Source organism: Kordia periserrulae (assembly GCF_003054265.1).
Classification (GTDB): Bacteria; Bacteroidota; Bacteroidia; order Flavobacteriales; family Flavobacteriaceae; genus Kordia; species Kordia periserrulae.
This window is the reverse complement of the sequence record NZ_QBKT01000007.1, coordinates 106,294-129,386: the sequence shown is the minus strand read 5'-3', so window position 1 is coordinate 129,386 and position 23,093 is coordinate 106,294. Positions and strand designations below refer to the sequence as shown.

The following is a 23,093-nucleotide window of genomic DNA, read 5'->3' as shown; positions in this document are numbered from 1 at the left end:
TCATGTTGAAATTTGTAAAAAATCATATGGAAACCATCACGGGTATTGAAATTTACCCGCTAATTTCCCTAGTCATCTTCTTTACCTTTTTTGTGGTGTTGTTTTGGTGGGTTTTGACTGCCAAAAAAGAATACATCACAAAGGTGAGCAATATACCATTAGATAACTCTGAAAATAACCAAACGCCATGAAAAATACCATTCCATCTTGGGTACGCGTACTCGTCGTCTTTTTCCTAATTATGATAGGAATCGAATTGTTCATCGAATCTGGCGACAGACCAGCATTTATAGAAAACCCTATGATAATGCTGTTCCTATTGCTAGTGTTACTTTTCTTAATTGCTATAGAAGGAATTGTGGCAGCTGTTGAAAATGTTCTATTCAATAGCTTGGATGAAAAAGGAAAAGAACGCTACCTGGAAAACAAAGCAAAAAAGCCAAAGTTCACAAAACTTAAGAAAATATATCATAAGCTTGTCGATTCCAAACCTGTGGAAGAAGAAGGAGAAATTATTCTCGACCACAACTACGACGGTATCAAAGAATTGGACAACAACTTACCACCTTGGTGGTTGTACGGATTCTACGCAACCATCATTTTTGGGGTGATTTATATGTTAAAATACCATGTGTTTGATGGTGACGGACAACTTGTTGAACTTGAGCAACAATACGCAGAAGCACAAGTGAAAATTGACAGATACAATGCGCTCAATAAAGATAAAGAAGTCATCGATTTTGACGCAATTGAATTACTCACAGACGCTTCTGACATCAGTGCAGGAAAACAAATTTTTGTCAAAAACTGTGTGTCTTGCCATAGAATCGATGGTGGCGGAGGAATTGGAGCCAACCTAACTGATGAATACTGGATTTTAGGTGGCGGCATCAAAAATGTATTCAAAACCATTTCACAAGGTGGACGACCAGGAAAAGGAATGGAATCTTGGACACGAAAAGGGCTCAAAGCATCACAAATTCAGCAAGTAGCTAGTTATGTGCTCACGTTTCAAGGAACCACACCTGGACCCAATGCAAAGCCAGCAGAAGGAGAAATTTGGGTAGTGCCAGAAGACCATGTAAAAGGTGAAAAGTTGATTGATACTATCAAAGTTATTGATACCATTCAATTAGAAAAAGAAGAAATAAAATAATCTGTAAATACAAAGATTGTGGAAACACCAGAAAACGAAAAATTCAGAGATTCTATCGGAACTATCAATGAAGAAGGGAAACGTGCTTGGGTGTATCCAAAAAAGCCAAGCGGCAAATATTATGAGTGGCGCAAAATTGTTAGTTATATCCTGTTACTCTTTCTATTTGCTGCTCCTTTTGTCAAAATTAACGGGAACCAGTTTTTACTGTTCAACGTATTAGAACGCCGTTTCAATATCTTCGGATTTCCGTTTTGGCCACAAGATTTTCACATGGTGGTTATCTCCATGATTATCGGAGTCATATTTGTGACGCTATTTACGGTGGCATTTGGACGTATATTTTGTGGTTGGATTTGTCCGCAAACCATTTTCATGGAAATGGTCTTTCGACGCATTGAATACTGGATTGAAGGCGATCGTGGAAAACAAATGCGCTTAGACAAACAAGCATGGGACGCAGAAAAAATCAAAAAAAGAATCTTAAAATGGTCTGTATTTCTGTTGATTTCCTTCATTATTGCGAATGTGTTTTTAGCGTATTTAATTGGGAGCGATGAACTCATTCAAGATATTTTAGACGGACCGCAAAAGCACTTAGGAACCTTATTTCCGTTGCTCATTTTCACAGCTGTATTTTACTTTGTCTTTGCATGGTTTCGCGAGCAAGTATGCATCATTGCGTGTCCTTACGGAAGATTGCAAGGTGTATTATTAGATGACAAATCGATTGTAGTTGCGTACGACCATAAACGCGGAGAAGGTGAAAACGGACGTAAAAAATTCCGCAAAAACGAAGACAGAGCCGAACTTGGTTTTGGCGATTGTATTGACTGCTTACAATGTGTACATGTATGTCCTACGGGAATTGACATTCGAAACGGAACACAATTGGAATGTGTTAACTGTACCGCGTGTATTGACGAATGTGATACCATCATGGAAAAAGTCAATTTGCCAAAAGGATTGATTCGCTATGCAAGTGAAGCAAATATTGAAAAGAAAGAAAAATTCAAGTTTACACCACGGTTAAAAGGATATACTGCAGTTTTAGGAATTTTAATCGCTGTATTAATTGGAATGTTGCTATTGCGAAACGATGTAGAAGCTAATATTTTACGATTGCGCGGACAGTTATACGAAAAGAAGGCAAACAACATCATCAGCAATGTGTTTACGTACAAAGTAGTCAACAAAACCACGGAGGAAATTCCGCATGTACAATTCAGAATTCGAAAAGTGCCTGGAACCATCAAATTGGTGTCTACAACCAATGAATTCATCATCCCAAAACAAGGAATTGCAGAAGGAACGCTCTTTATTGAAATTCCTGAAGATGAAATTGAAAACGGAAGAAAAAAACTCACAATTGACGTGTACAGCGAAGAAAAACTAATAGAAACCGCAACCGTAAATTTCATGGGACCGTCGAGTTATAATTAGGTGTTGGGTGTTAGGTTTTGGGTGTTGGGTTTGTCCTGATTCTAGAATCCTGACTCCTGAATCTAACAAAATACGTCAGTTCGAGTGGCAAATCGAAGATTTGTTGTATCGAGAACAACTTTGAAACAATATAAATAGGAAACTGCATTAGGGATTGCGGCATTGTTGGAGCTCTTTGAGAGATGCTGAATCAAGTTCAGCATGACGAACAAAAGCGACTGCCAAAAGCCCGACCACCATCTAAAATGGTGGAAATGCCAAAAAAAAAATAGAACAAATGAAAATAAATTGGGGAACAGGAATTGTCATCGCGTTTGTAGCGTTTATCAGTTTTATCATGTATTTCGTAATCAATATGAATGTGCAAGAAAAGTACGATCACGACTTGGTGACAGACAATTATTATGAAGCTGAATTGAAATATCAATCGGATATTAACAAAGAGCGCAATGCACAAAAACTAGCGGAAAATGTTCGCTTAACGCATACCAAATCGGGCATTGAAATTCAATTTCCAAAAGCAATAAATAGCAACAGCATACAAGGAAAAGTGTTCCTATATCGACCATCAAACAAACAATTTGATTTCGAAATGCCTATTTCGTTGTCTCATCACACATTGCTCATACCTGACAGTCGTTTGTTGGGTGGTCGTTGGAACATTAGAATTGATTGGAGCGATGGTACGACAGAATATTTATTCAAAAAACAAATTCGATATTAGATTAGGTATGGTGTGTCATTCCTGAAGTTTTTACTGGGCTTGTCGAAGTAAGGCAGGAATCCAATAAGTTTAAAGTAGATTCCGCATCAAGTGTGGAATGACAATGACAAAAAGAAAGTAATTAAAAGATGTTATACGCAGGTTTTATATTAGGGTTATTAGGAAGTTTTCACTGTGTGGGAATGTGCGGTCCTATTGCTTTTATGTTGCCTGTTGATCGCTCAAATACCTATAAAAAAGTAGCGCAAATTTTGCTGTATCACGCAGGTCGCTTGCTGTCGTATGCAACGATTGGATTCATTTTTGGACTGCTCGGAAAAAGTCTGTACATCTTCGGGATGCAACAACGACTGTCCATTGCCATTGGTATTTTGATGATTGTGGTGATTCTCATTCCGTACAAAACTTTTAATAAGTACAACTTTTCAAAACCTATATATAGACTCATCTCTAACGTGAAATCGAGTTTGGGAAAACAGTTTAAAAAGAAAACCTTAGATACCTTTTTTACCATCGGATTTTTAAACGGTTTTTTACCTTGCGGATTGGTCTACATGGCGGTTTTTGGTGCTGTGGCTACAGGAAGTATGTGGCAAGGAAGTATCTACATGCTCTTTTTTGGCTTGGGAACCATTCCGCTAATGACAACCGCAATCTACATTGGAAAATTCTTGAATACTTCTATCAAACGTCGCATTCAGAAAGCAATTCCTGTATTTGTGGTCATTATTGGAATGTTATTTATTCTTCGCGGCTTAGGTTTGGGCATTCCGTACATTTCTCCAAAACCCAACGCAGGCATGGTGACCAATACGATGAATTGTCACTAATCTCTTTTGATAAAATACCATTGATTCGCTTTGAGTACTTTTTTTCGATAGCCAAACAAATGGAAAATCTTTGTTGTTAAAAAAGCAGCAATTTTAGGATTGACGAATAAGGCGTTGCTATTTAATTTATCTTGTCGCACGCCAGGTAACATTCGTAAAATATGGTGTAATCGCAATTTTCGAATACTGCTAGAAAGTTTCAGCCAAAACATTGAAATTTTAGTAATAATAAAAAAACCATCATCGCCTTTTTTTTGATATAAAGGCATAAATATTTTTCCGCTAACACTCGCTTTTACAGCTTTTTCATTGCTAATTGCCAATACTTCTGATTTTTGAATCGTATCAAAATTGACAAAGCCAGGTTTCATGGTAAAATTTTCCTCTTTGTCCAATTGATAACGATAACTGATTTCGTAAAAATTAGCATTCGTGTCTAATTTTTGAAAGCCATTCAAGCTTAGGTTCAATTGCGCTACTGCATTTTTAGATACTGCTTTGGCAGTGATGAGTACTTGCCAAATAAAGCTTTCGCAATTTTTTATGGCTTCAGAATCTTCGTGTTGTCCTGCTTCGAATCCTAAAGCGATGTGACCAAATTCGTTGATGTAGGTCAATAAAGGTCCGTCAAGGTATTCTTCAATTCCTAAAATGATGGGCAATTGAAAATTGGACACAAATTTTCTGTTTTTTAACGAATCGCTAATCGTGACAAAAGGAATCGTTTTTGATGAGGTTGTATGTAAATCTATAAAAATAAATGTTCCTGAATGTGTGTTTAAAATGTTGTTAATACACTGATATAATTCTGCTAATTCTTTTTCTTCTTGCGAATTGAACGTAGTTTTAGTAGTTATTTTTTGAATATTTTCATGCGTCCACAATCGGTTGAGGTCCGTGTTTTCATACCGAATATTTTTTTGAATCGCATTCAAATTTCCCGCTAAGACATAAAAGTTTCCTTGCAATGTTAAGTCGTGATTGCGAATCGTTTCAATAACGCGATGCAAACCAAGAATTCCCGCAGGTTCATTACCGTGAATGCCGCCAATAAAAATCAAGGTTGTAGTAGCTTCCAGATTGATTTGTTTGTAAATAATACGATCTAACTCTAAAAAAGCATCTTGCATGTTTCTAGTTCCAAAGTTGAATTAATTGTTCTTCTGAATTTTTAAAAGATCATTCTTTGTGAAAATTCCCACTAAATAATCATTGTCTAAAATAGGCAAACACGCAATAGTATGTAATGACATGAGTTCTTCTGCTTCTGCAATGGTCATTTCAGGAGTTCCTGTAACAATATTCGATTGCATCACATCTTTTACAAAAGCATCTTGCGACAGCTTTTTATCCAAATTATTGCTAGACACAATACCGACAATTTTATTATCAGCATTAACAACCGGAATGTGATGAATATTTTTCCACTGCATAATTTTTTCAATCAATAACATCAAATCATTTTCATTAACAACATATACTTCTTTCGTCATCACTTTATACACTTTGTTGCGCGAATAAATTTCTTCTTCGCAAAGCGTTGACGCCAATTCCCACTCGTGGACAGGGATGTTTTTTTGTTGATTTTTATATAGATGATGTGTTAGTAAAATGTTTGCTTCTTCAGAAGAAACTTCTTCTTTTAATTTTCTTGAACTGCGGACTTGCCACTTGCTTCCTGTCGTATTTTTTTGGATGCGTTCAGCAATAATATTCAAATAATAATCGCTATCAGCATCACTTACGTTCGATTTTTTCAATCCTTCTTTTGCCATCGTAATCAATTTTGTTAGAATCAATTCTTTTGCAGAAATTCCTTCACCAAACCAATTAAAGTACGTGTCAATTCCTGTACGAGCTGCTTTGATAAAGTTGCCGCGTGCATCTTTAAAATCCATTTTTTCCCAAATATTCTTGCAGTCGTTTGGCATTCCTTGCATTACACCTACCCAAAATAGTGCATTGGCAATTTCGTCTTTGATACTTGGACCTGCGGGAATGTAACGATTTTCAATTCGTAAATGCGCTACGTTTTTAGCCACACCGTAACAGACTCTATTCCATTTGTATAAAGTTCCGTTGTGTAAATTAAGCGCTTTCAATTTCGGTTTGATGCCGTTTGCCAAATCGTCCATAGAGTTTCCTTCAAATTCGGTTGTAACCAATGCTTTATAACGTGTAATGTCGTCTGTAAAGAGTTCTAAAATAGAATTTCGTGCCCAGTCATTTCCAAAGGAAACTCGCGGTTTTTGTTCTCGCAATAAGTGCGATGTATTTCGCAAGTCAATACTCTGTTGAAAAAGTGCGATGCGTGTTTCGCTCCACAATTCTTTTCCCAACAACATAGGCGCATTCGTCATGGCAGATAAGATAGGTCCGGCAATGGCTTGCGACCAGTTATATTTGTCAATAATTTCATTTAAACCAATTTGTAAATGCACTTGAAAGCTTGTGTTACACGCTTCAAATAAAATAGATTCATGATGCAAAATAAGTTCGTCAACACCTCTAATTTGCAGTTTAAAGTCGTTTCCTTTAATTCTTTTTAAAATATCATTCAGCGTTTTATAGCGTTTGTGTGGCGTCATGTTTTCAAACACCAAATCACTCCGGTTAAACGTTGGTAAAATGCCTGCGAGGACAATTTTGTTATTTTTGATTTTTGCTGCTGCTTTTTGTGCTTTCGCCATCAAGGAAGTTAAATCGTGTTCAAGTTGCGAAAAGCAATTGTCGTTTAAAACAATAGGATCCAAATTGGCTTCTATGTTGAACAACCCTAATTCTGTTGTAAAATGTGCATCGTCAATTTCTTGTAAAATTTCCAAGGCGTTAAACGAAGGTCTGTAAAAATCGTCTACAATACACACTTCTTGTTCGGCACCAATACGTTGAATTCCTTGTTCAAAATCGTCATTTTCAATCATGGTAGACAAGGCTTCGATATCGTACAATAATTGTTTGGTAAATTCCTTCTGCAATTCGTCTGAATCAATTGCTTTAACTAATTGTGATCCCATAATTTATAAGGTGTTGATAGCTTAAAAATACCATTATATTTTAGCTTGTAATATGATAAATATCATAGTCGTTTGTTCACTTTGTGGCTACCTTTATGATAGAATTTTAAACACAAATAAGATGAAAAAAAGAACACCAGTATCGACAATTATGACGACTAATGTCATTACGTTAAATCATACAGACAATTTAGAAACTGCAGAGCGTTTGTTTAAAGCGAATAACATTCGTCACATTCCTGTAGTGAGCGGCGATGAAATTAAGGGAATGTTGAGTTACACCGATTTACTTCGTATCAGTTTTGCCGATGCCGCTTTTGAAGACGAAGAATCTGTAGAAACCATTGTGTACAATATGTTTACTATTGAGCAAGTCATGGCAAAAAACTTGGTAAGTGTCAATTCGTATACAACCATTAAAGAAGCAGCGGAAATTTTAGCACAAAAAGAATTTCACGCGTTGCCTGTAGTAGACGATGGAAAATTAGTCGGAATTTTGACAACTACCGATTTAATTAATTATCTTTTGGATCAATTTTAAAAATTACTGACGCAGTAGCGGAAGGCATTAAAAAGCTGTACCAGATGAAAAATATCTTAGTGTTAACCGATTTCTCAACATGTTCGCGCAATGCGATACAATATGCTACCAACTTTCTAAAAGATCAAGCTTGTTGTTTTTATGTGATGCACATACACAAATCGGGAAGTTTTACACTCGATGATTTAATGTCTTCCGCCACTGCTAATGTATATGAAAGTGTGCTAAAAGCAGAAAAAGAACGTTTGCAAAAACTGCAAGATGAATTGGAAAGCTCGGCGTACGAACACCATACTTTTGAAGTTATTTTAGATTACAATAGCTTTATTGACGCGACACATAAAGTTATTGAAGAAAAAAGTATTGACTTGCTCATAGCGGGTTTTAATGGTGTTTCTAATGCTGCTGAAATTCTCTTTGGAAGTCACACACTCAGTATCATTCGAAGAATCAATTGCAATACATTGGTCATTCCGGAAGACGTGAAATTTCACCGTCCAAAACACATTTTAATTCCGCTAGATGCGAAAGATGATATAGAAAGTGATGCTTTTCAAAAACTGCTGGCAGTTGCCAAACATCGCACCATGCACGCGCATGTTGTTCGTGTGTATGAAAAAGGATTTTCGGGCAATCGTTATGACGAATCGTTTTTAATGAAACACTGTAAAGACGTTGATTATACCTATCACGTTGTTGAAAACGTTCCGCTAGATTATGTAAAAGCTACGTATGTACAAATGCACGAAATCGACATGATAGGATTGATTGTACAGAAAGAATCCGTCTTTGAGCGTTTATTCAAGCATTCTTCCACAACCGCAATTAGCAAGACCTTAAAGCGACCTTTGTTTGTGGTGCATCCTTGAAGAATTTTAATGAATCTGTAAAAATGCTTTCGGCTGTGTAGGCTATTTTTGTTTTTTACTTGGATATGTATACCCTAACGCTCTTGTATGGATGACATCTTTGCCAAAGAGTTGCTCTTTATTGTTATTTGTAAAAGGTGTCAATGGTGCCATCAAAACTGATGCTGGAATTGTATCGTTGACCTCTTTGTTTTTCTGAAATTTCCACCAACATCGATCAAGATTACAATGAACAAACCAAAATAACGGATCAACAGTGGCAGCAGATAAAGCTGTCATGGTCCCACCAATCCATACGTGTGCGGTAGCATCCATTGTCCAAATAAGTTTATTGAAGTCTACATAATTAGTAGCTTCAAAGGCTATTTTTGATCGTTTTCTTGCGGTGGCTAATAGTGTGGTGTCTGCGTTATTATTTGTTCTGTATGTGCGAAGTTTTTGCGTAGTTTCACCACAATATAAAGGGTTTGCTTTTTCCTCTTTTCCATCATTAATAAAATAAGTAGGTTCTGAAAATAACTTTGGCAATCCTTCGCTAATGGCTTTGGCACTAGTGTAATTCCAATACGGTAGAAACAAGTTTGGATTCTTGGTGAGTAAAAACTTTTCGAAGCTTAAAAAAAAGGCTCTGTTCCAAGTTAAAAAATCCATATCATTTGCGGTAGCATGCCCGTAGTTGACAAGTATATCTGAAAATGCAACATATTCTTGTAGTGAGTCTTCATAAATTTCATCAAAAGCAGTTCGTATCGCAAGGATTTCTTTATCGGTTAATTTGTAAACACTTTTTCTAACTCTTATATTTTTCATTGTTTTCCGTTTTTGACATCATTGTAAATATAGTAGATAGTATAAGGAATGACAATAGGTGTAAATACCCTATTATGAAGTGATTAAGTGTTGGGAGATTGGAAAATAGTTGCTGTAAATTTTGACACAAAAAAAGCAGGAAACCTTAAAAGATTTTCTGCTTTACGATTACTACATAATTTTCTTCAAAAATCAGCTATATTTTAAATGTCATCACAGGCAATGCGGAATGATTGGCAATGTCTTCCGAAATACTTCCTTCAAAGAAATGTGCTAAGCCTTTACGTCCGTGCGTAGCTACCGCAATTAAATCGGCTCCTTTGTTGTTGGCGAAGTTTAAGACACCTTGCTCAATGGAATAATCGTTGACGTAATACACATTTTCTAAATTGTCTAAATTTCCGTCAGCGGTCTTTAAAAAGTCACTTACTTTGGTTTCCATTTCGGTAGAACTGCTAAATCCTGTGCCTGGTAAATTGACGTATACCAAGTGTAATTTCGCGCCAAGCGATTTGAATAAATGCGACGCGTTAATATATGGTTTGATAGCTTCACGAGAAAAATCGCACGCGAAAACTACTTTTTCAAAATCGGTCAAAATTGGATGATGTTTTATCACCAACACAGGAATTTCGGCATAACGTACCACCTTTTCCGTGTTTGATCCTACGAATAATTCTTTAAATCCGCTAGTTCCGTGTGAGCCCATCACAATCAAATCTGCATTGTGTTCTTCTGCCACCTCGTTTACTTCTTTAAATACTTTAAAATGCTTGACAATTGGCGTGACTTTTACGTCTTTTAAAAAAGGTTTGTCCAAGAAATCCATAAACTTTTGCTCTGCCAATTTCAAGTAGAACACTGCTTCTGCTTGTTTGGAATTATCCGTTTCTGAAATAAGCGCGTTGGACAATTCTAACATGTGCAAGGCTAAAATTTCTGCATTGTGTTTTTGTGCTAAGGTTGCCGCAGCTTCGAGGGCATATTCAGAATGTTTTGAAAAATCTATCGGAACAATAATTTTTTGTATCATAATTTTAGAAGTTTAAGAGTTAAATAGTCATGGAAAACAATTGTGTTTCTGGCTTTTTTCGTTGCAATAATACATCAAACGCCATGCAAATATTGCGCACAAATGGCTTTCCTTTTTTGGTAATGCTAAGGGTATTATTTTTTAGTTGAATTAGTTCGTCACGTTCAAATTCGGCTAATTTTTCAGCAATGTTTGCCAATTCAGGTATTTGTGTCGTTTCTGCCGTCCATGAAGTTTTAAAGTTACACATTAAGTTAAGAATATGCTTGCGAACTACCAAATCTTCTTCACTTAAAATATGTCCTTTTCCGAGTGGAAGCATGCCTTCATTCACCAAATGATGATAGGTTTCTAAATTCTTCACATTCTGCGCAAATCCATACCAACTATCGCCAATAGAAGATACGCCCAAACCAATCATGAGTTGTGTTTTTTGAGCTGTGTAGCCCATAAAATTTCGATGCAAACGATGTTCAATCATAGACGTGTACAAAGCATCAGTTGCCAACGCAAAATGATCCATTCCGATATCGGTATAATCAGCTTCTTGCAACAATTGTTTTCCCAAATTGTACTGTGCTGTTTTTTCCTCTGCTGTTGGCAAATCTTCGTTTTTATATCCGCGTTGCCCATTTCCTTTAATCCACGGAACGTGTGCGTAACTATAAAACGCAATTCTATCTGGTTTTAAAAGTGTTGTTTTAGCAATAGTTTCTTGCACATGTGCTGTGGTTTGAAACGGCAATCCAAAAATAATATCATGTCCCACAGACGTATAACCAATGGTTTTTGCGAGTTCGGTAACGCGTTGTACATTTTCAAAAGGTTGTACTCTGTGAATTGCTTTTTGAACGGTTTCGTTATAATCTTGGACACCAAAACACACGCGTCTAAATCCGAGATTGTACAATGTTTGCAAGTGCGCTTCTGTGGTATTATTGGGATGTCCTTCAAAGCTAAATTCATGTCCTTCAGCTATGTTGGCGTGACATAAAATGCCTTCCATCAGTAGTTGTAGATTTTCTGGTGAAAAAAACGTAGGTGTACCGCCGCCTAAATGAATTTCTTTAATCGTTGGTTTCGCGCCAAACAATTCACAATACAACGCCCATTCTTTCAACAAGGTTTTAATATAGGGTTTCTCTACTTCATGACGTTTGGTAATGCGTTTATTGCATCCGCAAAACGTGCATAAACTCTCGCAAAAAGGCAAATGGATGTACAAACTAATGCCTTCGGTGTTGTTACTTTCGTTGAATGATTTTTGAACGGAATCTTTCCAATGATTCACGGAAAACGTTTCCATATTCCAATACGGAACTGTGGGATAACTTGTATAGCGTGGTCCTGCTACATTATATTTGTTTACTAAATTGCACATACCTATTTTGTTATAGTTCAAAAGTAGGTATCTAGCAGCAGGCAATATATGATTTATGTCATGTTTAAAGATTTTTGAGCTGTTTCAAAGACAATTCTTGAAATTTTTCAAATGGTTTATTACCATATTGTTAAGCCTGTTTTAAAAATATGTTCAATGCGCAAAATAATAGCTATTTTCGCTTTTTAATTTACACCAAAACGTCTAAGAATGTCCTTGACTTCAACCAAATTTTACAATAGAGATCTATCGTGGTTGCGTTTCAATCATCGCGTGTTGCAAGAAGCTGCCGATACGCGAAATCCGTTGTACGAACGCATCAAGTTTTTGGCAATATTTTCTTCCAATTTGGACGAATTTTTTAAAGTGCGCGTGTCTGCCATTCGTCAAATCAAAACCTTGGAGAAAAACTTACGTAAAAAATTAATCACAAAGCCAAATAAATTACTTCGAAAAATCAAAAAAGAAGTCCATTCGCAACAAGAAGAATTTGGTCGTATTTTTAGAGAAAACATCATTCCCGAACTAGAGAAAGAAGGTGTTTTGTTGCTAAATTATACACAGTTTTCAGAAAGTCAGCAACAATTTGCTAAAACCTATTTTGAAGAAAATTTAGCGTCAAATTTGACACTTCAAATCAATACTGAAAATCGCGAAGAACTTTTTATTGAGAATGAAAAATCCTATTTGGCAGCGCTTCACAACGGGGAATTAGTAGTGTTTAAAGTGCCTGTGGATGCGGGACGATTTGTGGTGTTTCCTGCGGAAAATGACTTGCATTACATTACGTTTGTAGACGATATTTTAAAACATCATTTTACAGAAATATATCCTGATACGACTTTTCATTCGCTCAAAGTTTCCCGTGATGCCGAATTGTATATTGAAAACGAATATTCAGGTAATTTGCTAGAAAAAATTAAAAATTCACTCAGCAATCGCATTACAGGACAAGTGACACGCATGTTGATTGACAAAGCGGCTTCCGACGATTTGCTGGATGAATTAAAAGATGAATTGAACGTCAACGATACGGATGTTGTTTTGGGCGGCATGTATCATAATTTTAAAGACTTTTTTGGCTTTCCAAATCCGACAGGTAAAGAGTTGACATTGCCAGAAATAGCGCCAGCGCGCAACAAAGCATTGCTTGCGTATGATAGCATGTTTGAAGCTATTACTGACAAAGACCGATTGCTCTATTTTCCGTATGAATCGTACGAGCATGTGTCGGAATTGCTGGAAGAAGCTGCCGCAGATGATCAGGTGACTAAGGTTAAAATTACCTTGTACCGCATTGCGAAAGAATCACGTGTGACCAATGCGTTGATTGAAGCAACGAAAAATGGTAAAGAAGTCACGGTTTTTATGGAAACCAAAGCGCGTTTTGACGAGCAAAATAACATCAAATGGGGAAAGATTTTAGAAGAAAACGGTGCAAAAGTCATCTACAGTTATCCAGGCATTAAAGTGCATTCCAAAGTGCTTTGTATTGAGCGTTTGGAAAACAATCAATCGGTGCATTACGGCTATATTGGCACGGGAAATTTTAACGAAAAAACAGCTACCGTTTATACAGATTTCTGCTTGATGACCAAGCGTGAAAAAATCACGTCCGAATTGGCGCAAGTATTTCAAGTATTGGAGCGTGAAATCATCATTCCAAAAACAAAAAAACTATTGATTTCTCCATTTACCACACGAAGTACTTTTTTAGCATTAGTAGACGAAGAAATAAAAAATGCGAAAGCTGGAAAAGAAGCGTATATCACATTAAAATTGAACAGTTTGCAAGACAAACGTATGATTGAAGCGCTGTACGAAGCCAACAACGCAGGCGTGCAAATTGACTTAGTGATTCGTGGAATTTGCTGTTTGGTGCCTGGTATTGAAGGGCAAAGTGAACACATTCGTGTCAAAAGTGTGTTGGGACAGTTTTTAGAGCATGCGCGTGTGTATATTTTTGCCAATGGTGGCAACGAAAAACTATTCATTGGTTCTGCCGATTGGATGACGCGAAATTTAGACCATCGTATTGAAGTCATTACGCCAATTTTAGACAAAGACATGCACCAACAACTGCGAACATTTGTCGAATGGCAATTAAACGATTCGGTAAAAGCCAGAATTATTGACGCGAAACAGAAAAATAAGTACGTTCCTACGGATGAAAAGAGCATCCATTCACAAGAAAAGGCAAGAGCGCAAATGGCGGAGATGAATTGGTAGGTTTTTTTGAATCAAGATTCAGGAGGCGGGATTCAAGAATCAAGATTCTGGAGTTAGGAATTTAGACTTTCTTTTTTGGGTAGAAATGCTGTATTTTTGAAATAAAATCTCGTAAAAATGACCTCTTTTCAGCAATTGTTAACAGATTTAGGAAACAAATCGTTGTCTGTGTTAGACAGAAACATTCCAAAGTCTGCGTATGTTCCGTTGGATTTATCGGTGACGAATGCAGCTTTGAAAGAAGTGGATGTGTCTTCAGCTTCCAAATTAGGCGAGTATATTAATCGTCACATTGCGATGAATGAAGGAAAAGTAGCGTACGGCGGTTATTTGGAAAAACGTGGTATTTACAACAGAAGCGATTATTTCAATCAGCAAAACCCTGAAACCGAACGTAATATTCACTTAGGATTGGATTTGTGGATTGCTGCTGAAACGCCCATTTATGCTCCGCTTGAAGGTGAAGTACATAGTTTTCAAAACAACACCAATTTTGGCGATTACGGTCCGACCATTATTTTAAAGCATATAATCAATACAGTTGAATTTTACACCTTATACGGTCATTTGAGTTTGGCTTCTATCGAAAACCTACAAATTGGAGACGTTTTCAGAAAAGGTGAACAAATCGCAACCTTAGGTGATGCAAGTATTAACGGAGATTACGCACCGCATTTACACTTTCAAATCATCAAAGACATACAACAGTATTCAGGTGATTATCCGGGTGTAGCTTCGCAAAAAGATGTAGTGTTTTATCAAGAAAATTGTCCAGATCCGAATTTGTTGTTGCGGTTGTAATTATTTTATCACATTTCCTTCTGCATCCAATTCCATAAAAGGATTATAAGCGATTTCCCATAAATTATCATCCAAATCGGCAACATAACCGCTATAACCACCCCAAAATACCTGTTCAGGTTGTTTGATGATTTTCACATTTTTTTGAGTTAAATCGGCAAAAATTTCATCAACTTCTTCTTTGGAGCGTGTGTTGTATGCGAGTGTAAAGCCTTTAAATCCAGTTCCTTCATGAGTTACGTTTGCATCTTCTGCTAATTTTTCTCGCGGATATAGCGAAAGTAGCACACCATTTAACTGAAAAAAGGAAATATGTTCGTTGCTGGAAGGCGTTAATTTCCAGCCAAATTTTTCTTGGTAAAAGGTTGTAGCGGCTTTTAGATTTTCTACGCCTAATCCGATGATAGTTATGCGTGGTTGCATGTGATAATTTATTTAAAAAGTGTTGTCAAATATACAATTCCAAACAGCCAACCAATATATAAAGTTGTATAAACAAAGGCATAGATAATAGACTTCTGGACATTGCGAATAGTTTCTGCACCTTTGGAAAATACCAAACGCATCGCTCTAAAAAACACCCAATACAACATGGCTAATATTAATAAAATGGAAAACCAAACGACAGTTTGTAGCACAATCAAAAGAAAGGTTAGGACTATTGAAAAAACAATCCACAGCACAAGTGAAAAGATAATGCCACTAATTCCGTCACCTGACACATCTCCAGCACCCGAAACAAAATCGCCCGAAGAAAATTTTTCTTTGATGCTTTTTTTAAAATCGAATCCTTTTAGGGTAGGATAATCATCCTCAATTTCGATGCCTTTGTAGAGTCCGTAACTCAAAAACACGAAAAGTGCTACGGCAATAATTCCTAATGAAATATAAAAGTTAGTCGTGATGCTACGATTGTAATGGACTCCTGAAAAATACACAGTCAGCGCCGTTATAACAATCACCATCAGCGATACAACAAAAACCGATTTTCCTTGCAGGTATGTTTTGGTGGGTTTTATGGTAGGGATATTTATTTTAGATTCTGAATTAATAATCATTAAATTCTATTTGCAAGTTTTAAAATTCCACCATTCGATTATTTCAGATGCAATTTCATCAGCTTCAAACTCATCGATATAAAGTCCATAGGTAATAGATAATTCACTTTCCAAAACACGAATTATTTTTTCCAAGTCAGCACCTTTGTAAAGATTGCTCAATATTTGATGATTAAGTCCATCAAATTCATCTTTTGGTGCATTAGGAATTAATTCCCAAGAGTTAAGTATTTTTCTTAATTCTATGAAATTTTCATGAAACTCTTTTTTGATTTGTTCTTTGCTCATTCAGATTATTGTCAACAATTCGTTTAATTACCATGGCGAAGCGGTCGTAAGACATGGATAATTACACCTTGTTAGCCAATTTTTATTTTCAATTCTTGTTCTTTTTTGTCTCCATAATCTAAAATCTCGATAGTTCCTTTGTTGGCAATTTCAATTAGGAGTTTTCCAACTAGTTGTTCAGATAGTTTAATGTAATTCATTTCAACATTGTCAATCATTTTATCTTTTAAATCAAAACTCGACATCAAGTCATGCACAACAAATGAATCATGTTCTTCTAAATCTTCATCAATCAATTCTTCCATTTCAGTTATAGAGTATTCCGCCCAATGTAGCATCCAAGCATCAATAAAGAATCGGTGGCATTTATTGTCTGCGGTCTTCAACCAAAAAATTATTGGGATAAAACATGCTTCCTTATTTTCTCCCAGGACTTTAAGATAGCTAATCTGTTTGCCGATAACCTCGTCAACCTTTCCTTTAAAATTGGCTAATTGAAATTCCATATTCTATGTTAGCTAACGTATGCTATAACAGGACTTAACATTAAAAACCTCCTATTATTTCTATAAATGTAAAACAAAACCAACATATACACAATGCGATTTCCTGTAAAACAACAAGATTAGGAGCTCTACAGTATACCCTAAAACAATCGATTTTGAGAAATTCGCAATAAAAAGCTTCCCGAAACCTTCTCGCAGCAATGCGACAAGCTTTCGGGAACTTACAAAAGCGTCTCGCAGACCTGCAACAGGGTTTCGGGAAGTTTGGAAACGTTCCTGCAGACGTGCGAGAAGCTTTCCGACGCATTGGAAACGTTCCTGCAGACGTGCAACAAGCTTTCCAACGCGTTTGAAATGTTCCTGCAGACGTGTAACAAGCTTTCCAACGCGTTTGAAATGTTCCTGCAGACATGCAACAAGCTTTCGGACAGTTGCAAAAGTATCTTGCAGCGTAAAAAGTCCTTCAACCATATAACTATCACAAAAAAAGAAAATGTTTACTTGGAAGTTTTTGATAGAAATACCAAATAAAAAATTTGCACCATCAAAAACAAAAAAGGAATTCCCGAGAGTATTGATAAAATCTTGATGTCTTCCTCACTTACCAAAACAACATTTATATACGATACTAACAATAATAAAACTCCAACAATGGTACGCCGTTGTGTTTTTGAGGTATGCTTGAAGAATATACTTGAAAGAAGCAGTATTTTTCCAAAAAACGAGCAGAGCACAGCTATAAAAATTAGAATAGTATCGTAATTAAATTGCAATTCTCCCGTAAGGAGATACATAGGAAAAAGAATATCCAACATTCCCATAATGCCATATCCATGTCCGCCTACAATAACTATAAATGCATGGAAGAATATAACGAGAATTTTGGCATAGAGGAGTTGCTTCATTAAAGAATCCAATTAAGCAGTTGGCAACACATACAAATACACACTCACAAAGTGAAATATGCTTCCCAGCAACACAAAGAGATGAAAAATTGCATGATTCAAAGGTAATTTTTGAATACTGTACAATACCGCACCAATGGTGTAGGCAACGCCGCCCGCAAATAACCAAAATAAACCATCACTTGAAAGATTATCAATTAATGGTTTCATGGCAATGACAATCATCCAGCCCATACACACGTACATTGCTGTAGAAAGCTTATCAAATCGTCCTGTATAGAAGAGTTTTAATATGATGCCTACCAAGGCAAATCCCCACACAAGTCCAAAAACTGTCCAGCCCATTGCACCTTCTATCGTAACTAAGGTGAAAGGTGTGTATGTTCCAGCGATTAATACATAAATTGCAGCGTGATCAAAAATTCGTAACTGTTTCCGAGCTTTGGGTTTTTTTGCCAAATGATATAAAGTAGAAGCTAAATACAATACAATAATACTTGTGCCATAAATACTAAAGCTGACAACATGTGAAGCAGAACCGTTTTGTGACGCATGAATCACCAAAAACACCAATGCCACAATTCCTAAAATTACGCCAATAGCATGCGAAATCACGTTGAGTCGTTCTTCAAATGGCGAGTAGTAAAATGTATCGTTTTCTGGTGCTTTCAAGAGTGTTTTTTTAATTTCGAGGAGTTTGTAAAATTGCCTCGTGTTGCTATTACTTTGTAAAGATACGATGCTTACCTTAGATATCAAGTTTCAAAAGTTAACTTTACCACATATAAATTTCAACTGCAAATGTTTACATTATGTTAAAAAAGCTATCTAACGGATAAAAAGAGTGAACTATTTTTTATTTAAAACGGTTTTTTTAGTTTCTTTATGATATCAATTAATTAAAAATGAACAGTATGGAACACAAAAACAGCACTTTACAAACCACTTTGCTTAAAGAAGTGAGTACTCAAGAATTACATGAAATTAAAGGCGGTTACAATCCTTGGCTAGATGATGATCAAGAGAACGAAGGAGATTAACGCTAAAAAACAAAAGCTATCTTATTGAAGATAGCTTTTTTTAGTTATATCAATGATACATCTATAAATTTACAATAAAAAGATGTTTAATATAAAACTCTAAACTTAATCGTGTTTTCAATATTTTTTAAAGCGGAAGTTACTTTTTTATTGTATTCTTTATCTACATCTACAATTACATAACCTACTTTACTATCGGTTGATAAATATTGTCCCGTAACGTTCAATTCGTATTTTGCCAGTACTTTGTTGACTTTCGCCATGATTCCAGGCACGTTTTTGTGAATGTGCAAGAAACGATGTGCATTGGTTTGTCGCGGCAAGCGAATATTCGGAAAATTGACAGCATCCACCGTATTTCCTGAGTTGATATATGCCATGATTTTGTTCGGAACGAAATCGGCAATATCGCGTTGTGCTTCTTCGGTACTTCCGCCCACATGCGGCGTCAAAATTACGTTGTCTAATCCTTTCAGCGGAGTTTCAAACGCTCCGTTAGCTCTAGGCTCCACAGGATATACATCTACCGCAGCACCTGCAATTTTCCCGCTTTCTAGTGCCGCTTTTAAGGCTTCAATATCTACCACAAAACCTCTTGCCAGATTGACTAACAACGCACCATCTTTCATTTGTGCGAATTGTGCTGCGCCAAAGAAGTTTTTGTTTGCGGCATTGTCATCTACGTGTAATGAAACCACGTCAGAAATCGCCAATAACTCTTTTAACGAATTGCATTTTTGGGCGTTTCCAAGCGCGAGTTTGTCTTCAATATCATGATAATACACTTTCATTCCCATCGCTTCGGCTAACACTGACAATTGCTTTCCGATATTTCCATACCCGACAATTCCCAAGTTTTTTCCACGTACTTCTCGTGAGCCTTTCGCGGTTTTATTCCACTGTCCGTTGTGCAATTCGGTACTTCTTGGAAACACGCTTCGCATGAGCATGATGATTTCTCCAATTGCTAACTCTACTACCGAACGCGTATTGCTGTACGGCGCGTTAAACACCACAATTCCGTGTTCTTTGCAGGTTTCTAGGTCAATTTGCTTGGTGCCAATGCAAAATGCGCCAACTACCAATAATTTTTTAGCTGCAGCAATGACTTTTGGTGTGACTTGTGTTTTGGAACGAATTCCCAATACATGAATGTCTTTTACTTTTTCGATTAAATCCTCTTCAGAAAGACTGTGCGAGAGCATTTCCACACTAAAACCATCGTCTGCCAAACGGTCAAACGCGTCGGAGTGAATATTTTCTAGTAAAAGAATTTTAATTCTATTTTTTGGATATGAAATGTTTCTCGGTAATTTATTTACAAACAGAAACTCATCCAAATTTGGCGTCACGTGGTCTGCTTTGGTCACAGCTTTTTCACGTGCAACATTTTCCGTAAACGCGAAAAATTTATCTGCCACACCAGCTTCACGTGCTACATAATCACTGTAGCCATCACCGATGACTTGAATTTCGCCTTCCAAATTCATGTCTTTAATACACTGAATTTTTCCGTTGTGTTGTGAAAGTACATTTTCTGCATCAAACCCAACAATATAGCCTTCATCATCAAACACAAACGTATTGGCATACACACGATTGGCAGGAATATTATACGCTTCCACAATTGGATCAATAAACTCTTTAAATCCGCAAGAAACCACATAAATAGCTTCTGAAAACTTTTCAAAAAACTCTTTATTTCGTTCAATAGAAGAAGATACTTGCAAGCGTAATTTCGAAATCAATTCCTCCAAATTTGATTGGTGCGCGTTTAATAATTTGATGCGTCGCTCCAACGATTCTGTAAACGAAATTTCACCGTCAATTCCCAAATTTGTAATTTCTTGAATTTCATCAATAATCGCCTCTTTTTTAGGATTATTTGCCAACGTAATCTCTGCCAAAACATCCAAGGCTTCTACACTTGTCAGCGTGCTATCAAAATCGAAAATATAGTTTTTCTGAATCGTTTCCATGTCGTCATTTAGTAATTGTCAAAAATAATTAAAATCATTCTATAATTGCTATGAAAAACAGTGGATTCCATTAACAATTCTGATACTTTTGTTGATAAGAATAGTATTTAAGTTCAAGATTAAAAGTTAATTTGCTATTTGAGACTTTTTCTTAATTTCAAAGGGTGTTGTCTTGTGTCAAAAAAAGCTATAATATAAATTGCTTTTGCGTCAAATTTATAAAACAAGGTTGTTTGTTTTGTGACTACACACCTATGGATTTTTGTATTCTTTTTTATTTCTGTAAACATCAATGGATTAGAGCGAATGAAGTTTATAGATGAATCAAGTTTTTTTATAAAATTTGATTGCACTTTTTCTGACCAATTCTCGATTAGATAATTAAGGAGATCTTTAAGTTTTTCTTCGGCATTTTCAGAGATTCTTACTTCTCTACTCATTACCTATATTTTGCTATAAATGATTCATAATCGACAACATTCCCATTTTCTACATTAGCAATTCCTAGCTCTATTTCTTCCTTCTCCTCGTTAGTTAAAGTATCCCAAATAGAGGATTCTTCTTTTTCAAAGACTTTTTTGATTGATTGAATAATCTCAGGGTCGTTAGTATCTAACAATAACTTTAATAACGCTATTTTTTCTGCTTGAATATTCATTATCAATCTTTTATTTACACAAAAATAGAAAATCTTTTTTCACTTTGATAAAAGTTTACTAGAAAACATTCCCTTTCGTATGCAGCGAAAGGGAATGTAAGCACTCTAAAACACTAAATAATAGTAGATTGTCCAACTCGAATATTGCCCGAGTTGATGTGCAAGGCATCTACATTTTCAATAAATTCTTCAATAAATGTTCCTACGTTTTGGGTGGAATATCCTCCGTTTGCATTCAAGTCAGGCGTACAAATCTCCAAATCAATAGCGCGTTCTACCGCTTCGCGAACTGTTTCTGCTTCTTCTGCTAATCCAAAATGATCGAGCAACATCGCTGCCGATAGGATAGAAGCAATCGGATTGGCAATGCCTTTCCCTGTCGCTTGTGGATATGAACCATGAATAGGTTCAAAAAGCGCGTATTTTTCCCCAACCGATGCTGAAGCCAACAATCCAATGGAGCCGCCAATGACACTAGCTTCGTCCGAAATAATGTCGCCAAACATATTTTCCGTCAAAATCACGTCAAATTGGCTTGGATTGAGTACCATTTGCATGGCAGCGTTATCTACAAATAAAAAGTCGAGTGTAACGTCTGGATATTGTGAAGCCATCGCGGTTACTACTTTTCGCCACAAGCGTGAAGTTTCTAGTACGTTGGCTTTGTCTACTAAGGTGAGTTTTTTGCGTCTTGTTTGTGCCGCTTTGAATGCCAAATGCGCCACACGCTCAATTTCTTCTTTACTGTACGAACACAAATCGGAAGCGGAAGTTCCATCGTCGCTCAGCGTTTTTTCTCCAAAATAAATTCCGCCTGTCAACTCACGATAAATAGCAATGTCTGTATTTTTAATGATATCTTTTTTGAGTGGCGATTTGTCCAATAAAGTATCATACGCTTTTACGGGACGAATGTTGGCAAACAATCCCAACGATTTGCGCAATGCCAACAATCCTTGCTCGGGACGTACTTTTGCTTCGGGATTGTTATCATATTTCGGATCGCCAATCGCGCCAAATAAAACCGCATCCGCTTCCAAACATAAGTCTAATGTTTTTTGTGGCAACGGATTTTCAGTTTCGTCAATAGCAATCGCACCTACGAGTGCGTTTTCAAACGTAAATGTATGTTGGAATTTCTCTGCAATCGCAGTTAATATTTTTATAGATTGCTCCGTAACTTCGGGACCAATTCCATCGCCAGAAAGGACTGCAATGTGTAAGTTCATAGCTAATTTCTAGTATATATGTTGTTGTTCAAATGCTTCAATTTTGGATAAGTTACTGACCAAAAAGTCAATGTCGTCGTATCCTTTTTGCAAGCACATTTTTTTGTATGAATTAATTTCGAAAGAAGCCTTTTCATCTTCAAAAGCAATGGTTTGTGCTTCTAAATTGACTTCAATTTGTGTGTTTGGATTTTTTTGAATGGATTGTAAAAGTTTCGTTAAAAATTCAGGAGAAACTTGAATTGGTAATACATGATTGTTCAAGGCATTTCCTTTAAAAATATCAGCAAAAAAACTAGAAACAATGACGTTGAAACCAAAATCTTTCAATGCCCAAGCCGCATGCTCACGACTCGATCCGCAACCAAAATTATGTCCTGCCACCAAAATAGAACCACTGTATTTTTCTTGATTTAAGACAAATTCTGAATTCACGCTTCCGTCTTTGCGAAAACGCCAATCTCTAAATAAGTTTTCGCCAAAACCTTCGCGGTTCGTCGCTTTTAAAAAACGTGCCGGAATGATTTGATCCGTATCTATATTTTCTACTGGCAATGGATATGCCGTTGATTTGAATGTGTTGAATGTACTCATAA

At 36.4% G+C, this 23,093-nt stretch carries 27 protein-coding genes; 11 read left to right on the top strand and 16 right to left on the bottom strand.

The features are described 5' to 3' along the window. Positions 1 to 2 precede the first annotated feature (2 nt). The 5 genes from C8N46_RS15010 to C8N46_RS14990 all read left to right on the top strand — a co-directional run bounded on the left by C8N46_RS15010 (position 3) and on the right by C8N46_RS14990 (position 4,153). Complete coding sequence (locus C8N46_RS15010) at positions 3 to 191, top strand: CcoQ/FixQ family Cbb3-type cytochrome c oxidase assembly chaperone (protein ID WP_108115732.1); 189 nt, start codon at positions 3 to 5, stop codon at positions 189 to 191. Next, positions 188 to 1,156 carry a cbb3-type cytochrome c oxidase N-terminal domain-containing protein gene (locus tag C8N46_RS15005; protein ID WP_108115731.1) on the top strand — a complete coding sequence of 323 codons (969 nt, stop codon included), beginning with the start codon at positions 188 to 190 and terminating at the stop codon, positions 1,154 to 1,156. The genes C8N46_RS15010 and C8N46_RS15005 overlap by 4 nt, the downstream gene beginning before the upstream one ends. A gap of 18 nt (positions 1,157 to 1,174) precedes the next feature. Continuing rightward, positions 1,175 to 2,599 (top strand): cytochrome c oxidase accessory protein CcoG, encoded by a 1,425-nt coding sequence (gene ccoG / locus C8N46_RS15000; protein WP_108115730.1) that lies wholly within the window; start codon positions 1,175 to 1,177, stop codon positions 2,597 to 2,599. Between the two features lie 277 nt (positions 2,600 to 2,876). Next, entirely contained in the window at positions 2,877 to 3,323 is a 447-nt protein-coding gene (locus C8N46_RS14995) for a FixH family protein (RefSeq protein WP_108115729.1), read from the top strand. Between the two features lie 128 nt (positions 3,324 to 3,451). Beyond that, positions 3,452 to 4,153 (top strand): sulfite exporter TauE/SafE family protein, encoded by a 702-nt coding sequence (locus tag C8N46_RS14990; RefSeq protein WP_108115728.1) that lies wholly within the window; start codon positions 3,452 to 3,454, stop codon positions 4,151 to 4,153. Here the strand turns inward: C8N46_RS14990 and C8N46_RS14985 are convergent. Together C8N46_RS14985 and C8N46_RS14980 are read right to left on the bottom strand one after the other, a co-directional pair. Then, entirely contained in the window at positions 4,150 to 5,283 is a 1,134-nt protein-coding gene (locus C8N46_RS14985) for a succinylglutamate desuccinylase/aspartoacylase domain-containing protein (protein ID WP_108115727.1), read from the bottom strand. The two genes, C8N46_RS14990 and C8N46_RS14985, sit on opposite strands and share 4 nt — an antisense overlap. Positions 5,284 to 5,304: 21 nt before the next feature. Continuing rightward, complete coding sequence (locus C8N46_RS14980; RefSeq protein ID WP_108115726.1) at positions 5,305 to 7,170, bottom strand: CBS domain-containing protein; 1,866 nt, start codon at positions 7,168 to 7,170, stop codon at positions 5,305 to 5,307. Positions 7,171 to 7,291: 121 nt separating this feature from the next. Here C8N46_RS14980 and C8N46_RS14975 point away from each other — a divergent pair, with 121 nt between their 5' ends. Both C8N46_RS14975 and C8N46_RS14970 read left to right on the top strand, forming a co-directional pair. Continuing rightward, positions 7,292 to 7,711, top strand: coding sequence for a CBS domain-containing protein (locus C8N46_RS14975; protein ID WP_108115725.1), 420 nt, complete (start codon positions 7,292 to 7,294; stop codon positions 7,709 to 7,711). Between the two features lie 44 nt (positions 7,712 to 7,755). Next, positions 7,756 to 8,580, top strand: a complete 825-nt coding sequence (locus C8N46_RS14970; RefSeq protein ID WP_108115724.1) for a universal stress protein — start codon at positions 7,756 to 7,758, stop codon at positions 8,578 to 8,580. Positions 8,581 to 8,622: 42 nt separating this feature from the next. Here the strand turns inward: C8N46_RS14970 and C8N46_RS14965 are convergent, their stop codons facing one another. The 3 genes from C8N46_RS14965 to hemN all read right to left on the bottom strand — a co-directional run bounded on the left by C8N46_RS14965 (position 8,623) and on the right by hemN (position 11,804). Beyond that, positions 8,623 to 9,390: a tyrosinase family protein gene (locus C8N46_RS14965; protein ID WP_108115723.1), complete on the bottom strand. Its 768-nt coding sequence runs from the start codon at positions 9,388 to 9,390 to the stop codon at positions 8,623 to 8,625. A 196-nt stretch (positions 9,391 to 9,586) separates the two neighbouring features. Further along, complete coding sequence (locus tag C8N46_RS14960; protein ID WP_108115846.1) at positions 9,587 to 10,420, bottom strand: universal stress protein; 834 nt, start codon at positions 10,418 to 10,420, stop codon at positions 9,587 to 9,589. 22 nt (positions 10,421 to 10,442) lie between these two features. Then, entirely contained in the window at positions 10,443 to 11,804 is a 1,362-nt protein-coding gene (gene hemN, locus C8N46_RS14955) for an oxygen-independent coproporphyrinogen III oxidase (RefSeq protein ID WP_108115722.1), read from the bottom strand. A 210-nt stretch (positions 11,805 to 12,014) separates the two neighbouring features. Here hemN and ppk1 point away from each other — a divergent pair, with 210 nt between their 5' ends. Then, positions 12,015 to 14,033, top strand: coding sequence for a polyphosphate kinase 1 (ppk1, locus tag C8N46_RS14950; RefSeq protein WP_108115721.1), 2,019 nt, complete (start codon positions 12,015 to 12,017; stop codon positions 14,031 to 14,033). A 117-nt stretch (positions 14,034 to 14,150) separates the two neighbouring features. Then, positions 14,151 to 14,834 (top strand): peptidoglycan DD-metalloendopeptidase family protein, encoded by a 684-nt coding sequence (locus tag C8N46_RS14945; RefSeq protein ID WP_108115720.1) that lies wholly within the window; start codon positions 14,151 to 14,153, stop codon positions 14,832 to 14,834. On the opposite strand, the gene C8N46_RS14940 is transcribed toward C8N46_RS14945, so the two are convergent. From C8N46_RS14940 to C8N46_RS14925, 4 genes are all read right to left on the bottom strand, one after another. Continuing rightward, a complete protein-coding gene (locus tag C8N46_RS14940; RefSeq protein WP_108115719.1) occupies positions 14,835 to 15,257 on the bottom strand; it encodes a VOC family protein in 423 nt (140 codons plus the stop codon). A gap of 8 nt (positions 15,258 to 15,265) precedes the next feature. Further along, a complete protein-coding gene (locus tag C8N46_RS14935; protein WP_245896877.1) occupies positions 15,266 to 15,892 on the bottom strand; it encodes a hypothetical protein in 627 nt (208 codons plus the stop codon). A 6-nt stretch (positions 15,893 to 15,898) separates the two neighbouring features. Next, a complete protein-coding gene (locus C8N46_RS14930) occupies positions 15,899 to 16,180 on the bottom strand; it encodes a hypothetical protein (protein ID WP_108115718.1) in 282 nt (93 codons plus the stop codon). Positions 16,181 to 16,251: 71 nt separating this feature from the next. Then, the gene (locus C8N46_RS14925) at positions 16,252 to 16,686 is read right to left on the bottom strand and encodes a hypothetical protein (protein WP_108115717.1); all 435 of its coding nucleotides are present in this window, start codon (positions 16,684 to 16,686) and stop codon (positions 16,252 to 16,254) included. Positions 16,687 to 16,886: 200 nt separating this feature from the next. On the opposite strand from C8N46_RS14925, the gene C8N46_RS20545 reads away from it, so the two are divergent. Further along, a complete protein-coding gene (locus C8N46_RS20545; protein ID WP_158269161.1) occupies positions 16,887 to 17,039 on the top strand; it encodes a hypothetical protein in 153 nt (50 codons plus the stop codon). A 144-nt stretch (positions 17,040 to 17,183) separates the two neighbouring features. Here the strand turns inward: C8N46_RS20545 and C8N46_RS14915 are convergent, their stop codons facing one another. Together C8N46_RS14915 and trhA are read right to left on the bottom strand one after the other, a co-directional pair. Further along, positions 17,184 to 17,591 (bottom strand): hypothetical protein, encoded by a 408-nt coding sequence (locus C8N46_RS14915; protein ID WP_108115716.1) that lies wholly within the window; start codon positions 17,589 to 17,591, stop codon positions 17,184 to 17,186. Positions 17,592 to 17,603: 12 nt separating this feature from the next. Next, positions 17,604 to 18,263 carry a PAQR family membrane homeostasis protein TrhA gene (trhA, locus tag C8N46_RS14910; protein ID WP_108115715.1) on the bottom strand — a complete coding sequence of 220 codons (660 nt, stop codon included), beginning with the start codon at positions 18,261 to 18,263 and terminating at the stop codon, positions 17,604 to 17,606. Positions 18,264 to 18,505: 242 nt separating this feature from the next. On the opposite strand from trhA, the gene C8N46_RS20985 reads away from it, so the two are divergent. Further along, entirely contained in the window at positions 18,506 to 18,631 is a 126-nt protein-coding gene (locus tag C8N46_RS20985) for a hypothetical protein (RefSeq protein WP_262498082.1), read from the top strand. An 86-nt stretch (positions 18,632 to 18,717) separates the two neighbouring features. Here the strand turns inward: C8N46_RS20985 and serA are convergent, their stop codons facing one another. From serA to leuD, 5 genes are all read right to left on the bottom strand, one after another. After that, a complete protein-coding gene (gene serA / locus C8N46_RS14905) occupies positions 18,718 to 20,610 on the bottom strand; it encodes a phosphoglycerate dehydrogenase (RefSeq protein ID WP_108115714.1) in 1,893 nt (630 codons plus the stop codon). Positions 20,611 to 20,744: 134 nt separating this feature from the next. Beyond that, complete coding sequence (locus C8N46_RS14900) at positions 20,745 to 21,050, bottom strand: type II toxin-antitoxin system RelE/ParE family toxin (RefSeq protein WP_108115713.1); 306 nt, start codon at positions 21,048 to 21,050, stop codon at positions 20,745 to 20,747. Next, complete coding sequence (locus tag C8N46_RS14895) at positions 21,050 to 21,268, bottom strand: hypothetical protein (RefSeq protein ID WP_108115712.1); 219 nt, start codon at positions 21,266 to 21,268, stop codon at positions 21,050 to 21,052. The genes C8N46_RS14900 and C8N46_RS14895 overlap by 1 nt, the downstream gene beginning before the upstream one ends. A 113-nt stretch (positions 21,269 to 21,381) precedes the next feature. Beyond that, on the bottom strand, positions 21,382 to 22,497 hold the full coding sequence (gene leuB, locus C8N46_RS14890) for a 3-isopropylmalate dehydrogenase (protein WP_108115711.1): 1,116 nt from the start codon (positions 22,495 to 22,497) through the stop codon (positions 21,382 to 21,384). A 9-nt stretch (positions 22,498 to 22,506) separates the two neighbouring features. Then, positions 22,507 to 23,091, bottom strand: coding sequence for a 3-isopropylmalate dehydratase small subunit (leuD, locus tag C8N46_RS14885; protein WP_108115710.1), 585 nt, complete (start codon positions 23,089 to 23,091; stop codon positions 22,507 to 22,509). Positions 23,092 to 23,093: the final 2 nt, after the last annotated feature.

Coding starts and splice junctions, on each gene's coding strand:
- C8N46_RS15010 (WP_108115732.1), top strand. CDS start 3: ATGTTGAAATTTGTAAAAAATCATATGGAAACCATCACGGGTATTGAA.
- C8N46_RS15005 (WP_108115731.1), top strand. CDS start 188: ATGAAAAATACCATTCCATCTTGGGTACGCGTACTCGTCGTCTTTTTC.
- C8N46_RS14995 (WP_108115729.1), top strand. CDS start 2,877: ATGAAAATAAATTGGGGAACAGGAATTGTCATCGCGTTTGTAGCGTTT.
- C8N46_RS14990 (WP_108115728.1), top strand. CDS start 3,452: ATGTTATACGCAGGTTTTATATTAGGGTTATTAGGAAGTTTTCACTGT.
- C8N46_RS14985 (WP_108115727.1), bottom strand. CDS start 5,283: ATGCAAGATGCTTTTTTAGAGTTAGATCGTATTATTTACAAACAAATC.
- C8N46_RS14980 (WP_108115726.1), bottom strand. CDS start 7,170: ATGGGATCACAATTAGTTAAAGCAATTGATTCAGACGAATTGCAGAAG.
- C8N46_RS14975 (WP_108115725.1), top strand. CDS start 7,292: ATGAAAAAAAGAACACCAGTATCGACAATTATGACGACTAATGTCATT.
- C8N46_RS14970 (WP_108115724.1), top strand. CDS start 7,756: ATGAAAAATATCTTAGTGTTAACCGATTTCTCAACATGTTCGCGCAAT.
- C8N46_RS14965 (WP_108115723.1), bottom strand. CDS start 9,390: ATGAAAAATATAAGAGTTAGAAAAAGTGTTTACAAATTAACCGATAAA.
- hemN (WP_108115722.1), bottom strand. CDS start 11,804: ATGTGCAATTTAGTAAACAAATATAATGTAGCAGGACCACGCTATACA.
- ppk1 (WP_108115721.1), top strand. CDS start 12,015: ATGTCCTTGACTTCAACCAAATTTTACAATAGAGATCTATCGTGGTTG.
- C8N46_RS14945 (WP_108115720.1), top strand. CDS start 14,151: ATGACCTCTTTTCAGCAATTGTTAACAGATTTAGGAAACAAATCGTTG.
- C8N46_RS14940 (WP_108115719.1), bottom strand. CDS start 15,257: ATGCAACCACGCATAACTATCATCGGATTAGGCGTAGAAAATCTAAAA.
- C8N46_RS14935 (WP_245896877.1), bottom strand. CDS start 15,892: ATGATTATTAATTCAGAATCTAAAATAAATATCCCTACCATAAAACCC.
- C8N46_RS14930 (WP_108115718.1), bottom strand. CDS start 16,180: ATGAGCAAAGAACAAATCAAAAAAGAGTTTCATGAAAATTTCATAGAA.
- C8N46_RS14925 (WP_108115717.1), bottom strand. CDS start 16,686: ATGGAATTTCAATTAGCCAATTTTAAAGGAAAGGTTGACGAGGTTATC.
- C8N46_RS20545 (WP_158269161.1), top strand. CDS start 16,887: ATGCGACAAGCTTTCGGGAACTTACAAAAGCGTCTCGCAGACCTGCAA.
- C8N46_RS14915 (WP_108115716.1), bottom strand. CDS start 17,591: ATGAAGCAACTCCTCTATGCCAAAATTCTCGTTATATTCTTCCATGCA.
- C8N46_RS20985 (WP_262498082.1), top strand. CDS start 18,506: ATGGAACACAAAAACAGCACTTTACAAACCACTTTGCTTAAAGAAGTG.
- serA (WP_108115714.1), bottom strand. CDS start 20,610: ATGGAAACGATTCAGAAAAACTATATTTTCGATTTTGATAGCACGCTG.
- C8N46_RS14900 (WP_108115713.1), bottom strand. CDS start 21,050: ATGAGTAGAGAAGTAAGAATCTCTGAAAATGCCGAAGAAAAACTTAAA.
- C8N46_RS14895 (WP_108115712.1), bottom strand. CDS start 21,268: ATGAATATTCAAGCAGAAAAAATAGCGTTATTAAAGTTATTGTTAGAT.
- leuB (WP_108115711.1), bottom strand. CDS start 22,497: ATGAACTTACACATTGCAGTCCTTTCTGGCGATGGAATTGGTCCCGAA.
- leuD (WP_108115710.1), bottom strand. CDS start 23,091: ATGAGTACATTCAACACATTCAAATCAACGGCATATCCATTGCCAGTA.